Annotated in this window: 19 protein-coding genes; 6 read left to right on the top strand and 13 right to left on the bottom strand. The window is 38.4% G+C overall.

The genetic code is table 11. From position 1 onward, the window contains the following. Positions 1–17 precede the first annotated feature (17 nt). On the bottom strand, positions 18–923 hold the full coding sequence (locus MHI32_RS19710) for a DMT family transporter (RefSeq protein WP_076182997.1): 906 nt from the start codon (positions 921–923) through the stop codon (positions 18–20). A 148-nt stretch (positions 924–1,071) separates the two neighbouring features. On the opposite strand from MHI32_RS19710, the gene MHI32_RS19715 reads away from it, so the two are divergent. Both MHI32_RS19715 and MHI32_RS19720 read left to right on the top strand, forming a co-directional pair. Beyond that, a complete protein-coding gene (locus MHI32_RS19715) occupies positions 1,072–1,962 on the top strand; it encodes an AraC family transcriptional regulator (protein WP_076306935.1) in 891 nt (296 codons plus the stop codon). Positions 1,963–2,257: 295 nt separating this feature from the next. After that, positions 2,258–3,313, top strand: a complete 1,056-nt coding sequence (locus tag MHI32_RS19720; RefSeq protein ID WP_340010617.1) for an ankyrin repeat domain-containing protein — start codon at positions 2,258–2,260, stop codon at positions 3,311–3,313. Positions 3,314–3,399: 86 nt separating this feature from the next. Here the strand turns inward: MHI32_RS19720 and MHI32_RS19725 are convergent, their stop codons facing one another. Then, positions 3,400–3,480 carry a YjcZ family sporulation protein gene (locus tag MHI32_RS19725; protein WP_232061537.1) on the bottom strand — a complete coding sequence of 27 codons (81 nt, stop codon included), beginning with the start codon at positions 3,478–3,480 and terminating at the stop codon, positions 3,400–3,402. A 271-nt stretch (positions 3,481–3,751) separates the two neighbouring features. Here MHI32_RS19725 and MHI32_RS19730 point away from each other — a divergent pair, with 271 nt between their 5' ends. Both MHI32_RS19730 and MHI32_RS19735 read left to right on the top strand, forming a co-directional pair. After that, entirely contained in the window at positions 3,752–4,177 is a 426-nt protein-coding gene (locus MHI32_RS19730; RefSeq protein WP_340010618.1) for a MarR family transcriptional regulator, read from the top strand. Positions 4,178–4,259: 82 nt separating this feature from the next. Continuing rightward, the gene (locus MHI32_RS19735; RefSeq protein WP_340012754.1) at positions 4,260–5,675 is read left to right on the top strand and encodes an MDR family MFS transporter; all 1,416 of its coding nucleotides are present in this window, start codon (positions 4,260–4,262) and stop codon (positions 5,673–5,675) included. Between the two features lie 68 nt (positions 5,676–5,743). On the opposite strand, the gene MHI32_RS19740 is transcribed toward MHI32_RS19735, so the two are convergent. The 4 genes from MHI32_RS19740 to MHI32_RS19755 all read right to left on the bottom strand — a co-directional run bounded on the left by MHI32_RS19740 (position 5,744) and on the right by MHI32_RS19755 (position 8,636). Next, complete coding sequence (locus MHI32_RS19740) at positions 5,744–6,217, bottom strand: GNAT family N-acetyltransferase (RefSeq protein ID WP_340010620.1); 474 nt, start codon at positions 6,215–6,217, stop codon at positions 5,744–5,746. A 40-nt stretch (positions 6,218–6,257) separates the two neighbouring features. Beyond that, positions 6,258–6,527, bottom strand: coding sequence for a hypothetical protein (locus tag MHI32_RS19745; protein WP_340010621.1), 270 nt, complete (start codon positions 6,525–6,527; stop codon positions 6,258–6,260). A 94-nt stretch (positions 6,528–6,621) separates the two neighbouring features. Beyond that, positions 6,622–7,275, bottom strand: coding sequence for a DUF421 domain-containing protein (locus MHI32_RS19750; protein ID WP_076304880.1), 654 nt, complete (start codon positions 7,273–7,275; stop codon positions 6,622–6,624). A gap of 122 nt (positions 7,276–7,397) precedes the next feature. Beyond that, complete coding sequence (locus tag MHI32_RS19755) at positions 7,398–8,636, bottom strand: ATP-binding protein (protein WP_076127331.1); 1,239 nt, start codon at positions 8,634–8,636, stop codon at positions 7,398–7,400. Between the two features lie 325 nt (positions 8,637–8,961). Between MHI32_RS19755 and MHI32_RS19760 the strand changes: the two genes are divergently transcribed. Beyond that, the gene (locus MHI32_RS19760) at positions 8,962–9,381 is read left to right on the top strand and encodes a hypothetical protein (RefSeq protein WP_076127333.1); all 420 of its coding nucleotides are present in this window, start codon (positions 8,962–8,964) and stop codon (positions 9,379–9,381) included. A 171-nt stretch (positions 9,382–9,552) separates the two neighbouring features. On the opposite strand, the gene MHI32_RS19765 is transcribed toward MHI32_RS19760, so the two are convergent. The 4 genes from MHI32_RS19765 to MHI32_RS19780 all read right to left on the bottom strand — a co-directional run bounded on the left by MHI32_RS19765 (position 9,553) and on the right by MHI32_RS19780 (position 11,732). Then, positions 9,553–10,152 (bottom strand): hypothetical protein, encoded by a 600-nt coding sequence (locus MHI32_RS19765; protein WP_340010622.1) that lies wholly within the window; start codon positions 10,150–10,152, stop codon positions 9,553–9,555. Next, entirely contained in the window at positions 10,149–10,589 is a 441-nt protein-coding gene (gene fabZ / locus MHI32_RS19770) for a 3-hydroxyacyl-ACP dehydratase FabZ (RefSeq protein ID WP_076127337.1), read from the bottom strand. Before fabZ ends, MHI32_RS19765 begins: the two co-directional genes overlap by 4 nt. Positions 10,590–10,780: 191 nt before the next feature. Then, the gene (locus MHI32_RS19775; RefSeq protein ID WP_076127339.1) at positions 10,781–11,266 is read right to left on the bottom strand and encodes a GNAT family N-acetyltransferase; all 486 of its coding nucleotides are present in this window, start codon (positions 11,264–11,266) and stop codon (positions 10,781–10,783) included. A 154-nt stretch (positions 11,267–11,420) separates the two neighbouring features. Next, positions 11,421–11,732, bottom strand: a complete 312-nt coding sequence (locus MHI32_RS19780) for an antibiotic biosynthesis monooxygenase (RefSeq protein WP_340010623.1) — start codon at positions 11,730–11,732, stop codon at positions 11,421–11,423. A gap of 136 nt (positions 11,733–11,868) precedes the next feature. Between MHI32_RS19780 and MHI32_RS19785 the strand changes: the two genes are divergently transcribed. Continuing rightward, positions 11,869–12,768 (top strand): LysR substrate-binding domain-containing protein, encoded by a 900-nt coding sequence (locus MHI32_RS19785; protein WP_340010624.1) that lies wholly within the window; start codon positions 11,869–11,871, stop codon positions 12,766–12,768. Positions 12,769–12,968: 200 nt separating this feature from the next. Here MHI32_RS19785 and MHI32_RS19790 read toward each other — a convergent pair whose 3' ends face one another. The 3 genes from MHI32_RS19790 to MHI32_RS19800 form a co-directional block, all read right to left on the bottom strand. Beyond that, positions 12,969–13,385 (bottom strand): transporter, encoded by a 417-nt coding sequence (locus MHI32_RS19790; RefSeq protein ID WP_076218170.1) that lies wholly within the window; start codon positions 13,383–13,385, stop codon positions 12,969–12,971. Between the two features lie 259 nt (positions 13,386–13,644). Continuing rightward, positions 13,645–14,133: an LURP-one-related family protein gene (locus MHI32_RS19795; RefSeq protein WP_340010625.1), complete on the bottom strand. Its 489-nt coding sequence runs from the start codon at positions 14,131–14,133 to the stop codon at positions 13,645–13,647. Between the two features lie 48 nt (positions 14,134–14,181). Beyond that, the gene (locus MHI32_RS19800) at positions 14,182–14,697 is read right to left on the bottom strand and encodes a GNAT family N-acetyltransferase (protein WP_076183033.1); all 516 of its coding nucleotides are present in this window, start codon (positions 14,695–14,697) and stop codon (positions 14,182–14,184) included. Positions 14,698–15,244 lie beyond the last annotated feature (547 nt).

A 15,244-nucleotide genomic window follows, 5' to 3' on the forward strand; every position in this document is an offset into this window, starting at 1 on the left:
ATTTTCCGACTACTTATTTACTTATTTTGAATGTTGTACTTTAAAGATTTCGCCCAAAAATACATTCCCATACCGAATAAGGTTATTATGCCACCTAAAAACTGGAATAACGATATAGTTTCCCCTAATAATAGATATGCAAGGACAATGGCAAGAACAGGCTCACCAATAATCCCAACCGAGACAGTAGTTGCTCCAATCGACTTTAACAAAAGGTTAAAGATGTATTGACCAAAAATAGTTGGAATTATTGCAAGAAGCAAAAAATAAATCCAATCTGATGAAGCATAATTAATTAATGAGACATTATTTATCAAATTGTACACGAGCATAACAGTACCACCAATAAAAAAGACGAAAATGCTGTATTTATTTGCATTGATTTTGCCGCTTACTTTTTGCCCGGCCAACAGATAGACTGAAGCAAAGAATGTGCCAATTAACGATAAACCATCGCCGATTAGTGCATCTTTCGAAACCCATATGTCTCCCCATGCAATAACAATCGAACCTAAAAGAGCAACAATCAGGCAAAAAACGGTTAGCAGGTTAACATGTTCTTTGAATAAAAAGTAAGACCCCATCATAACAAATAGCGGCTGTAACGATAAGATCACCATGGAGCTTGCAACTGAAGTATAGACCAATGATTCCATCCAGAATAAAAAGTGTAACCCTAGAAATAGGCCGGATAAAATAACGATGGCCCAATCTTTTTTATTCATCTCAGTAGAACGAGCCATTTTCCCAGATGTAAAACAGAGCATGATGATTACAGAAATAAACAATCTATACATCCCGGCCACTGAAGTAGGTGTATCTGAAAGTTTAATCATGATTGAAGAGATAGAAACGGACAAAATACTGATAAATAACAGAATAAACGGATGAAATAGTATAGACGGTTTATTTGAACTAACCATAGTTCCTCCAAAATGTGTGACAATCCCTGTGCACAGAATTGTATGATAAGTCTAGGCTGGATATAATAATATCACCGTCAGGGTCTATATTGTGCAACTATATCTTTAATTTATATAGAAATATCGTCAAATAAGGAGAATAAGCACTTTGAAAAAGCAATTGCACGAATCCATTCAATTTCCTGATGATGCATTTCCATACATCATGTACACTCATACCAATTATGAATCTATTCCTAATGGCAGAGGGGTTAACGATCTACATTGGCACCAAGAACTACAAATTACTTTAGTGACCAAAGGGAAACTAACCATACAAGTCAACGGAATCAATTATGCTTTAGAAGCAGGTCAGGCCATCTTTATTAATAAGAGCGTACTTCATATTGTTACATACCTTAACCAAGAGGGTGAATATGTTAGTTTTAACTTCCCAGAGAAGTTACTTGCTTTTTATTCTGATAGTGCAATGGAAAAAAAGTATGTACTTCCGTATACCAATTCATTCTTGTTAAGTTTAGAAATCAAAGGAGATAAGGACTGGCATAATCAAATCCTACAAATTCTTTGGGATATGAAAAAAGAATTTGAATCGAAAAAAAAATGGGGATGGGAGTACGAAGTTTCTATCAAAACAGTCCAGTTATGGTTAATCCTTATATCAAATTTTTCTCTATCCTCTGAGGAATCGTCTAAATATAACAGACTCCAGCAAGAGAGACTACAATTAATGCTTAGTTTTATTCACAAAAACTATTCTAATAATTTGACATTGAAGGAAATAGCAGATACAGCACATCTAAGTGTATCGGAGTGCACTCGAGGTTTTAAGAAAAGTATCCATATGACTCCGTATTTCTACTTAATTAAATATCGCATTAATAAAAGCTGTGATTTGTTAATAGCAACTGACTACACGATAACTGAAATCGCACAGCGAGTTGGTTTCAATAACGCAAATCACTTTATCCAGTCTTTTAAAAAACACTTAAACATAACTCCTAAGGAATTCAGAAAAATTAGAAATGAACGAACTTAAAAAATCAAAAAAGGCAGAGTCGATCACTTTGTCTGATTGCCTTGTGTTAGCGTAATTTCGATGTCCTTCGTAAATCTCGAATATATTTCCAAGACACAAGCTTAATGTTATCATTTTCTAATAGTCTATGATTTCGGGATCGCCATATAAACCATATCCCACTATTTTCCAATAAAATTACATTTATATCTTCAACCTTTTCGTCCTGCATGAATTAGTGTTCAATTCTACTATATGATAAACTTGCAAGAAGTTATCTGCTATTTATCTATTAATAAAGGAGCGGAAAAATGAGATGGGCAAAAAGAAAAAAACATTACCCGCCAATTTTGCCGAGCTGGTTAAAACGAATGATATATCTGCCTTAAAAGAGGTATTTGAGCTATGCGAATGGGATGCCCGTGGGGGTTACAGCAAAGGTACCGCCCTCAGCTTCCGGCAAATACCGGATGAGATGGTTTCCTGGCTTGTGGAGCAGGGTGCTGACATCAACGCTGCCGACAACTATAAGCGTACCCCTCTTCATGCTCAGGCTGCAACCTGGTCCGGAAATGTCCCCTTACTCCTTGAACTAGGTGCAGATATGGAAGCTCTGGATTACCAGAATGAGACACCGCTGCACTCAGCAGCTGCTTCTTACAAAACAAATGTAGTGCGTGATCTGGTGGTACGCGGCGCAAATGTCCATGCAGAAAATAACCAAAAAAACACACCTCTCGCCAAAGGATTATTACAATGCCGGAATATCGATATAGTTCACATGGCAGAAATCTCGCGAATTATGCTGGATGCAGGAGCAGTAATCACGCCGGAGATGAAGGAATCCGTGCGGCGTATCGGCAAGGATTTTGAATTCGTCAGAACAAATTACAATAAAGATCGACTGGATGAAACTGCAAATGCTCTCCTGGAGCTGTACCGGCAATTTGATGTCGAGCCTATAGCGAAACTGCAGAGACATGATGGAATCTCTCCTATCGAGGTAACGGAAGCCGCATGGCCCGCACAGCACCAAGAGCTGTGGGATTTTCTCGTCCCTGCTTCAGGACACGCGACAACGGTGCAGGGTGAGGTTATCCGCATCACAGGGCGGGTGTCTCATGAAATCCTTAATAATGGCGGAGGAAACTGGGATGCCGGTTACCGTAAAATGCTGGATGCACTGATACGGCATTTTAACACGGGAACGCCTTTAGAGCCCGTCCTTCTTCAAGAAGCAACATCACTCGCCAAACGGTTCCACAACATCGCTGGCAATGAGCAACCGGCCAGATTATGCGAGCTGGCGGTGCAATGGGTACTTGCCAATCCCCAGCCTATTTCTATGACACAACCCGATTATTCCCGTTAGAATCCTTAACGTTGTCTATTAGTTAACTACAGAAAACAAAGAAACGCCCCGAAGAAAAAACTTTGGGGCGTCAATTTGCATATATTCTAGATCCAACAAGTTTTAAGGATAATGACGAGAAGAATGTAAAGCACAAGAATTGTACCCGTTGATGTCCAAGGATTAATACAAACTGGAGCCTTTTTTTGTTCTTGAACGCCCCCAACACAATTATATCCCATTTTAATCCCTCCCTAATTACTTTTTTAAATTTCAATTTCACAACAGCATATGACTATGTAGCATCAAGTGATTGGGCATTAAATAACTTTGTCGCTTGTATCTAAGCCTATGACTCTATTCATTTTCTTTACCTTGACAAGCATCTGTTACTTTATGCTAATATAGACAAATCAATAACGTTGATATATCATCTATTCTTCTATTAGGAGAGATCATATGGATTCCAAAGACCCGCTAGGTTTAGTTATTCGCGATTTACATTTGGAAATAGCAAATTATTTAACAAAGTTACTTGCTCCTTTTCGACTTGCACCTGAACAGCATCTACTTATGGCTCTGATGCTTGAGAAAGAAGGTCTATCTCAGAACGAGATTGCTGCTAATCTTGGTAAGGACAAAGCCAGTGTTGCCCGAATGATCGCCAGCTTAGAGAGCAAAGGTTACATACACAAAGTAACAAGTGCGCAAGATCGCCGAGCGGTAAATGTATATGTAACAGAAGAAGGACGGAAATTAGAGAATACTATAAATGAGGTGACGGTCAATTTAAACGAAATTATCGAGTCAGGATTATCTGCTTCAGATTACTCAACGTTAAAGACTTTGCTAACACATGTGCTGAATAATGTAAGAAGTGCTTAAAGCATTTCTCTCCCCCTTATAGTTGATATATCATCTATCATGCAAAAATAATCCGAATCAAAATTCTGAAAAGAGGTTCATCATTATCATGGAATCAACATCAACTGTTCAAGTTAAACGTCCCGCTCTTATGGCCTTCTCGCTTATGCTAGGTGCATTCGTCGGGCTATTCAGTGAAACCGCCTTAAACATGGCTTTTACAAATTTAATGGATGAATTTTCAATCAACGCCTCAACGGTTCAGTGGCTAACCACAGGATATTTACTTGTATTAGGAATCCTCGTTCCAATATCCGCCCTATTAATGCAATGGTTTACCACTAGACAATTATTCACAGCTTCTTTACTATTATCTATCGTCGGCACATTAATTGCTGCCCTCTCGCCTAATTTCACCTCATTATTAATTGCACGATTAGTGCAAGCCTTAGGGACAGGCTTATTGCTTCCATTAATGACCAATATTATTCTTATTATTTTCCCTGCACATAAACGCGGAACTGTCATGGGAATGATGGGACTCGTTATTATGTGTGCACCGGCCCTTGGACCTACTCTATCTGGTTTAATTGTAGATCATTTTGGGTGGGAGTATATCTTTTGGATAAGCTTACCTTTATTGTTATTTACATTAGGTTTCGGATTAACATTCATCAAAAATGTAGCCAACATCACAAAACCTAAAATAGATGTTTTATCCATCTTGCTTTCTACTCTTGGATTTGGTGGAATCGTCTTTGGTTTTAGTAACTTTGCTGATCATTCTTTGAGTGAAATCATTGTTTTGCTGCCTCTTATTATTGGTTTCATCAGCTTGATTTTGTTTGTATTACGGCAATTTAAATTGGAAACCCCAATGCTGAATTTACGGGTATTTAAATATCCTATGTTTACGATAGGTCTTATAATGCTCTTTTTAGGGATGATGATCATTTTATCTTCTGCAATTTTATTACCTTTATATTTAAAAGGAGGTTTATTGTTATCGGCCACAATGGCTGGTACTCTACTTCTTCCAGGCAGTGTTATTAACGGGGCTATGGCTCCAGTTACGGGTAGAGTATTCGATAAATACGGTCCGAAATTATTGCTGCCGCTTGGATTTTTTATCGCAACTATTGCTGGTTTTCTATTTACAAGAAACTCTACTGAAACCAGTAGCCTAACCTTTATTTTAATACACTGCGGAATGTTTATCGGATTAGCTATGGTCATTATGCCCGCTCAAACCAATGGGTTAAATCAATTACCCGTGAAATACTATCCGGATGGGGCTGCTGTTATGAGTACACTTCAGCAAATTGCAGGTGCTCTTGGTACAACGTTCGCTGTTACGCTAATGTCTAGCGGACAAACACGATTCGCAAACACACATCCAACCGCTGCACAGCCTGAAATATTAACCGCTGGAATTACACATGCTTACTTATTTATCGCAGCAATTGCAGCTATAGGATTGATTTTATCGTTATTTGTGAAGCGAATTCGAGTGTATTGATTTGTCTGTTAAAAAGACAGTGGACATGAACTGCCCGCTGTCTTTTTTTCAAGTATAATTCTACGATTTTAACTCATATGTTTTTCATAAAAAACTAATGTTAAGTTATCATTTATTTTTTTGGTTTCCCCCGTGCTTCTATACCCTAACTTCTCATATAAGTAGCAATTCCTTTGCTCCTGTATAATACTATCCAGCTCCCATTTCTTTGCATCTTTATATCTCTGTTCAATGATTGCAAAAACCTGTTGGGCAATCCCCTTTCCATGGTGTTCTGGCAATATAAAGATGATGCTGACCCGATAAGTTTTATTATCTTTTTTAACGATGCGGACACCGCCCACAGCAATATCAAAATACTTAATCATATAATAATCTGCAAAAGTCTGATTAATTCGATCCCTGATTTGTTCCACAGATTCATTGGCTGGGCTGGTTTCATAATCTTTATATTTCTCCAGCAATGGCATAAAAGCTTTGACTTGCATTTCATGAATAAACGCTGCGTCGCTCGCGTCTGCTTTACATAAAGAAATCTCCATAAAGTTATACCCCTCCGAAAGTTAGTAAATATATAAGCTGTCAGATATTCTTTTTATCCACCAGTTTAGAGGAATCTCTAAAAGAGCCCAAGATCCCCGTAAACAGTCCAATTAATCCAACAAAAACGCCTATCCCGCGACCACCCTCATAGGCCAATATCACAACTACTCCAAACAATGTAATGTGAAGACCAAAAATTTGAGTTTGTAGGACACTAGGCCGGATAAAATCTAATAATGCTCCTGCGTGAAACATTACAACAACTAGCACAATTAGAGCGGTTAAGATCCATAATCCTAAACTAATCATCCATACCTCCATTAAAATTTATTATTCACTAGGCACTCCTGATTTCAAATAAAGACACTTGAGCCACTCGGCTCCAGCGTCTTATCATGTTGATTTATGGTTTGTTTTTGGGAAGGATATAGAGCGTTCCGTCTTCTTTATATTCAGCATAGGCAATATCCTCAATGCAATTATAACCCTGCTCTCTGACGCGTTCCTGAATCTGCTCCTTGTTCATCGATCTGCCCCGCATGGACTCTTCCAGTACCCTGCCTTTATCAATAACTGTTATGGAAAAAGCAGAAGACTGCTCAGCTTCAGACTTGCGCATAACCGATAGAGAGCCGTTCGTTTCAAGCAGAGCATACCGCACTTCACTTAGGGAAAAGATATTTTGTTGCCTCAGCATGAACAGCAGTTGGGTATACTCAATATCGTATTTCTCCAACAAATCCTGATTCACTTTGCCATCGTCAATTAGCAGCACTGTCCGGCCTTCCGCCATGTTCCCGAATTTCACAAAATGGGTGGTCACCTTTTCGAACAGATAAGATAATGCGGTCCAAATAAAAAGAGCAAACAGCAGATGCCAGATCTTCACCTCATCATCATATATCGTATTGCCGACAATTTCACTTAAAATCAATGAAGACAGAAAATCGAGTGGTGTCAATTGACTAAGCGTCTTGCGGCCGGTAATAAAGGTAATGATCCACAAACCAAAAAAGCTGATGACCAATTTGACGCCTATAGATACAAATATCTCCATTGCTGCACCTCCAGATGGGACTCGCACAGGCTCGTTACCCTTTTTACACGAAATCCATTCATGAGAGGTATTACACACTCCTAGTGGGGTATAAACAGCAAAAGATACTCTCTGCAACTTGCCTATGTTGGGATAGTTATAAGGAACGTTGTCCCTTTGCCTTTTTCACTATCGACTTCAATAGTTCCTTTCACTTTATCGACGGTACTGTAGACCATAAGCATACCCAGCCCCGTTCCTTCTGCTTTAGTCGAATAATACGGCTTACCGAGTCGCGATATTTCATCTTTAGTCATGCCGACTCCGTTATCTTTGATACTGATCATAATATTTTGTTTTTTTTCAAATATATCGATAAATAGCGTACCGCCATCGGTTTCCTTCATCGCTTCTATACCGTTTTTATATAAATTAATTAGACACTGCTGAATCTGGTTTCGGTCATAGTTTTTATTTAACGAATTATTAAAACTAAATTGGACATCTACTTTGTGCATAGTGGCATAAGGCATTATGATATTTTTAGTATATTCTGATTCTGCCTTCATATTGGAGTAAACCATGTTTTCAGATTGTGGCTTGGCAAAGGAGAGATAATCACTTACAATTTTTTCTGCTCGCTGTAGCTCTTGTAGAGATAACTCTACAAAGCCCTTTTCCTCTGGCGTCATCGTTTTAGATTTATTTAATAGCTGCAAAAAACCACTAGTCACTGTAAGTGGATTTCTGATTTCATGGGATACACTTGCCGCTAGCTCGCTGACGACATTTAATCTTTCCGATTGAACAATCCGTTCCCGATTTTTAATATTGGAGATAATCTTCTCAATCAAAATCATAATGACACTCATCACCCCAACATGAGTTGTCAACGCATTTAATGAAAGAATCCAAAATTGCCTGTCTAAGGAATCCTGAACAAAACCTAAAATTAACAGATAAACCCCCATAATTAGCAAAGCAATCAGACTTGCCGCAATCACACGGCCCTTCGATGGTAATTTTAAAAATCTATTTTTATATAACGGCACCAAAATCAGAATCGCTGTCGCAAATAGAAACGAATAAAATACTCCACCTCCACCCACATAGAATCTGTAAGCATTCAAAATAATATATAGAGGAAGAACGTTCCTATATCCTCCAAACAGTGCCACAATAATAAACGGAATGTACCTCAAATCAAAAATATAGCCAATTTCAAGTCTGATAGGTTTTGCAATACAGAGACTCATGGTCACTGCAGACATAAAAACGAGAATCAATCTATTGTAGGAATAGGCCCGATTCTCAAAGAATATTAGAAATGTTAATACTGGAAAAAGCAAAAACAAAAAATTTAAAAGTAGGGTTTCAAACAAGAGATGACTTCCTTTCAGCCTTTTACTGCGTAAATGAATATATTCAAGGTTATATTAAGAGTTTTAGATCATTACCTAAGCTAACATTATAAGTCACAGTATTGACTATACACTATGTATTTCTCAACCATTTTTCAAATAATCCCAAAAAATCATACTATAGAACCACAATTAGCAAAAAAATACAGACATCTGAAGTCTGTGTGGGGTCATCAATTTTCGTATTCCTGAATATCTAAATTGTAAACTGTACCTTCGTAGTTTTTAAGGGCTCATAAATCTAGAGCTGCCACCTTTCTGTATCTGAGAGAAGGAGAGGATTTCATTGCATCCCATAACCGTAATCGAAATTGTAACGTCGGTTGGGTTTGTCCTTGTCATTTTTGTTATAGTATTAGTTTCACCTACGAGGATTAGAAAACTCGGTTTAATCGTAGCCTCTATATTAACATTACTTTTGCTTTTATCCTTTGCGATTCGTCCCGTTTGGATTGAGTTTCAAGTTTCTAAAAAAACAGAACAACTTAATCAATATCTGGAGAAAAAATACCCTTATCAAGAGTGGGAGATTAGCCGGCCAGAAGGTAGACAATATAATCCTTATCATTTAACGGTTAGATTTAAAAATGAAGCGGGCTGGGCTTATACCTATTTAGTAGCAGACAATAATATTCATCAAATCGTTTGGATCCCACCAGAAGGCAAATCTCCTGAGGAAGGAACGCATTCGGAAATGAATCATTAAGTTGTCTTTCACAGAAAACAGCCATCCCCTCAGGATGGCCAGTTTTTATTTCACTAAAAATCCGTTAACTGTGATATAGAGCGGAGTCAAACTAACTTCGCTCGGATCTCCACTTTTGATAATAGCAATGGAGACAGCTATAAGCAATATTTTCCGGAGAAGAAATAAGTACTACAGCCTAAAAACAATTTGATTTCCTGTCTCATTGTTCTTGAAGGGTTTACCATGTTCCCTGAACTCTAATATAACACCTGAAGGATCGTCAGAAAGCGGTGGAGAAATTACGTAATTATAAGAAGCTTGTCCGGTTGAACTTCCGCCATTTATCATTCGACTATCATATTCTTCTCCTATAAACAGCTCGAAAAAGCTATGGTTATGAGAATTTGTTGGAAGCTCAGTTGTCATGTCCCAATCTATATTAAGGGTGACCACACTAGCATTACTATATTGGCGTATAGAGGTCAGTGTATAAAAAAATCCATCTTTCTCAATTGATTTAAGAACTGCAATATGTTTTCTAAAATCAATTGGCTCAACCATCGGTTTAAAATGATCTTCACTTAGCAACATCCCAAATACCGCTTTCAAAAAATCCTCATAGAGCTCATAATTTTCTGCCCATTTAGAGATAGATTCAAACGGTGGGAATCCTGGATTATTATTCGAGATTTCCTTTCGTTGCTTGATCAATGCACATATTTGCTCGTCAATATCCTTAATTTGCAGATCGTAATGTTCGGTTGGTCGTACAAACGGCATCCTTTTCATTTTGAACCTCCTTTTTGCACAAATGCAAAAGAAATCTCAGCTTCACATACAAGCTCACTATTTACTGTTGCGGTGCCTTTGCCTTTTACAATTTCACCTTTCATCCGATTGACTTCGAATTCGAGAAGAAGCTGATCCCCAGGCGTTACTTGGCGCTTAAAACGGGCATTATCAATGCCAACTAATAACCCTATCTTGCCCATCAGCTTCTCGTTTTTGCACATTGTGATTCCGCCTACCTGGGCTAATGCCTCCACAATTAAAACACCCGGCATAACAGGATGCTCAGGAAAATGGCCGCTAAAAAACGGTTCATTAATGGATACATTTTTAATACCTACTGCTCTTTTGTTCTCCTCCAACTCTATAATTCTGTCCACTAAAATAAACGGATACCGATGAGGAATAAGTTCTACAATCTGCTGTATATTTAGCATAATTCCCGTCTTAGCCTCCTAAAATACTTTTTGGGTAATTTTAACATTAGAAGTGATTTTGTACTACTCAAAAATACCCGGACAACTGGCCTATAACATCACTTCTGGAGATCCTAAAAAAACAACGGCAACCCTGGACTAGAAAATAAAGTCCTCGACTGCCGCTTTTTATTGATCTATTGTACCCTAGCTTAAGATTCAACTCGATTAACAAACACCTGTGTCTTTCTCCCTGCTTCAATTCGTTCAGTGAATTTTCCGCCAGTGTATTCCTCTATCACCTTTTTCCAAAAGCGTTGTGCGGGCTCGTTATTATCTATTTGGTAAACTTCCCATTGCCCCTTATGTATATTAAAAATATCTTTTGCAACTAGTCTACCTAATCCTACTCTCCGATACTTTTTTATAATAAAAAACTCTGCAATGGAAAAGTATAAATCATCATCTCTATTTTTTATTTTGACTAAAACGAATCCAGCATTTTTCCCATTCAGAGTTAACAGATATGGGAAATTCGATTCTTCTGTCCAGTAATCGTTGAGAGGATAATCATTAAATTTTCCGTTTTCTTCAAGGTGCAAATCCATATACTCGGAGAAATCATACATATAAAATTGCATTAGGTTGTTGAGGATTTCTTTTTCTTCAAGGGTCGCCCTTTTAATTTGATAGTTCATCTAAAAACCATCCCATATCTATATTTTATCTAATTAGTAACGGACTCTTCTATTTTCTCGGATAAGTTTCTTCGCATCCTTTTGAAATAAAATGATTGTTGTTGTACGCTTCAATGGATTGTTTCCCAATTACTTTGCAGTAATATTTTACCACTCAAGAATACTCTCTTTCAACTTTACAAATTTTCACTTTGTAATTTTGGTACCATTCTTTCTTACCTTTCTCCTGAGCAACTTTGTGAGATTGATGCTGTTTCCAGTTCCTAATCGCGTCCAAGCTCTCCCAATAAGAAATCGTAATACCTGCTCCTGAAGAATCCCTGACACTTTCCACTCCTAAAAACCCAGGTTGCCCGGACGCAAGCTGCTCCATTTTTTCAGCCATAATGTTATACCCGTTATCCCCCTCCGTACGTTGACTTGAAAATATGACTGCATAATAAGATCCGTTTGATTCATGAACCATTCCGCTCAAACTCCCCTTTAATCGTAGATGTTTTTATATAAAACAGATTATACTATTATAATTAAGATAAAAATAATGAATATTAATTATTAGTTTAATGAATTTTTTTCATACATTATTGAGGAGAGAAATCATTATGAATCTTTTAAAATATCAAATTTTCAGTAAGGTAGTTGAGATCGGCAGCATTACCAAAACAGGAGAGATATTAAATTTGACACAATCAGCCATCAGTCATGCGCTTTCTAGCTTAGAAGCTGAATTCGGACTGTGTCTTCTCATAAGAAACAGATCGGGTATCCGGTTAACCAACGATGGCGAACGTTTAATCCCACATATCAGAGAAATCCTCCAACTTAATGAAAAACTCAATCAAGAAGTAGCTGCATTAAAGGGTGTCGAAATCGGAACTGTGAAAATAGGTACTTTCTCTAGTGTATCGATCCAATGGATGCCTCAAATCATTAAACAATTTCAAAATCAGTTTCCACATATTGAAATAAAACTACTTGATGGTAACTACTCTGAAATAGAAGAATGGATTGCCGATGGAACCGCTGACTTGGGATTTGTTAATCTGCCTACTCGAGATGCTTTTCATGTGCTCCCTCTTCAAAAAGATAGGATGGTCTGCATTATGTGGCAGAATCATCCTCTCGAGCGCCAATCAACCATCCGCCTTGAGCAATTGATTGATGAACCTTTTATCATGCCCATTGCGGGTTGTGACACCGATGTAAAGCGAATTTTCTCGCAAAATAAACTCACACCCACGATCAAATATGAATTAGAAGATGATCATGCCATAATAGCCATGGTACAAAATGGTTTAGGGTTAAGTATTCTCCCCGAAATGATTTTGTCACATCTCCCCGACAATGTATGTTATCGCCCATTGGAAGGCGAGTATTATCGTTCTATTGGTATTGCAGCCGCCTCCATTAAAAATGCCTCTCCAGCGGCAAAAAAACTAATTGAATTCATAACACAATGGATCACCAACGTGCCCATTCCTCCGCATTACCGTGATTTATGAGATGGCTCAACGCGCTGTCTGTAACGGCAAGCTTTAAGGCTATCCTTCGCAGAGTAGTCCTTTTTTTTCCAGCATTAACGTTAGCGTCAGGGGAAACGATTCTTCACTATGTATCTTTTGCGTAATTCAAAACTCCGGGGACACGATAATTTGCACAACATAGAGAACAGCCTGCTGGCTGTTCTCTATCGCTGTCTACCTTAGAAGCACGTGAACGAGCTAATCCGATTCAAATCAATGCCGAAGTACGACCAGAAAAAACCATTCCATCTGAACCCTGCAATAGAATTACGTCCGACGAATACCGGAAAGAACCAGAATTGCTCGCCGTTGTTCAGCCAAATGTATGTGTTGCGGAACAGGCAGCGTCTGATCCCGCCGGGATCAATGGCAAATGTGGTAGACGACATTTGTGGCACGAATTGCGGTGGAGGAGCCGTCGGCGCTTGAACGCCTCCCGGTGCACCCCCCGGAAATTGTCCGGGGGTTCCACCCGGAAACCCTGGTCCCCCTGGTCCTCCAGGTCCTCCTGGTCCTCCTGGCACGCCAGGTCCGCCAGGTCCGCCTGGGAATCCTGGAAATCCCCCGCCGGCTCCCGGTGTTGGAAAAAATCCCATATGTGATCGCTCCTTTCAATGAGTAGGCATAATCATCATATGCATTCGCGGAGAGAGCGTTTGGGCGCAATAGGCGTTTTTTCAAAAAATGAAAATCAACAATAAGATCTAACATAGGCACTATCAGAAACCTAACTTGCCTCTACTTATGGTACGTTCAGCGCATCATAGATAAACTGACCAATTACACTCAGCTTTACCTGCTGAATTTATTCCGTCCACATCACCTTGCTAAGTTATTAACTTTAATATTGAATCTTCACTGATGTGATGTAGATGCCTGGTCAGCCTTCACACAATCAATAGCGACAACGAACGCAATCATGAGCGTTTCCATCTCATCATTCAATATTTGAACCTTATAGCTATCACCCCAAGTGAACCACTCTTTGTTCACTTTACTGATGACTACACCACGCTGTAAAACCTGAAAATCCATGTCCCACCAGTTACCATGTACCTCAATGTCAGCCGCATCAATCGTATAACGTGCTTTAAAGAAAGAAAACTCCTTCTTAATCGTCAATACCTCTCGACCATCTACTTCTACAAAAAACTTTGGTAAAAAACTGAACACTTTTTTCGTAATAAGTGCGACTTCATCTCTTGTTGTATTCATGATGGAGAATGTCTTGGGAATTTGCATAAAACTGCCCTCTACGTAATAGACATCTTGCTCCTGCTGATTCTTTACCGTGAATTTACCACTTAGACTGAATACCTTTTGTTTTATATAAAGTTGCTTCATTCTAAGCCTCCTATCGATCCTCTTAGTTAACATCATTTTAGACAAATGTTATAGTTGTTTTGTCATAATAAAATCTATTTGTTCTTCTTCACCCATATAAAAAGAATGAGTTCCTGTATGAACAAACTTCATTTTTTCATAAAAGCTAATAGCGTTCTTATTCTTTTCCCAAACCCCTAACCAAATCTTCTCTTTATTACATTGTACCGCTATTTCTATAGCTTTATTTATTAGATATTTCCCAAGCCCCTGTTTATGAAATTTTTTTCTAATATAGATCCTCTCGACTTCAAGTGAATCATTACCCATTACTTCAGATTGAGCATCCTCGGTGTTTACCTTTAAATACCCAGCGATTTCTTCATTAAAATAAATAAAATAGAATTCTGATGAGCTATCCGACAATTCTTTTTCTAATTGTTTTAAGTTAAATGCTCTATCCAGGTAGGCCTTCATATTTTCAGGTGAATTTTGATTACTAAATGTCTCATTAAATGTTTCAACACTAATTCCTTGAAGTGAACCTAGATCTTCGAACGTGCACTTTTTTATATTGATAGCCATATCGTTTTCTCCTTTTAAAATATCAATTTACAAATAAACTCTTATTTCGAGCTCTAATTATATGGTGTTATGCAGATGTGACAGGAAAATAGTATAACATAATTGTTGTATTTGCAACAAAAAAATTAAGGATTTACCATTCATTCTACCTATTCGCGTATTGGCGTAATCAGTCTCTATGCGGCAGTCAGAACTCCAAAAGGGGAAGCGAACGAGGTTTTGGGGATTCGATGATGGATGACGGTTACTTTCGGACCCAGATGACGTTATTTGCGAATATTTCGGCTTTGGAGCAAGGTTTCGGACTCCAGTGCAGTTATTCCTTCGAAACGTCATCTTTCGGGGTGTTTTTCAGGCTAATAACGGCTATACGGTCCGTTAGGATTCCAAAAGTGGGATATGGCGCGTCTAAGGGTCATCTGAGTCCGTTAGATGCTTCCGGGCGCGCAAATTTGATCCAAGAATGCGTGGTTTGGGAATTCGATGATGGAAGATGGTTACTTTCGGACCCAGATGACGTTATTTGCGAATATTTCGGCTTTGGAGC

The sequence above is a fragment of the Paenibacillus sp. FSL H7-0690 genome, from assembly GCF_037980415.1.
Classification (GTDB): domain Bacteria; phylum Bacillota; class Bacilli; order Paenibacillales; family Paenibacillaceae; genus Paenibacillus_AQ; species Paenibacillus_AQ odorifer.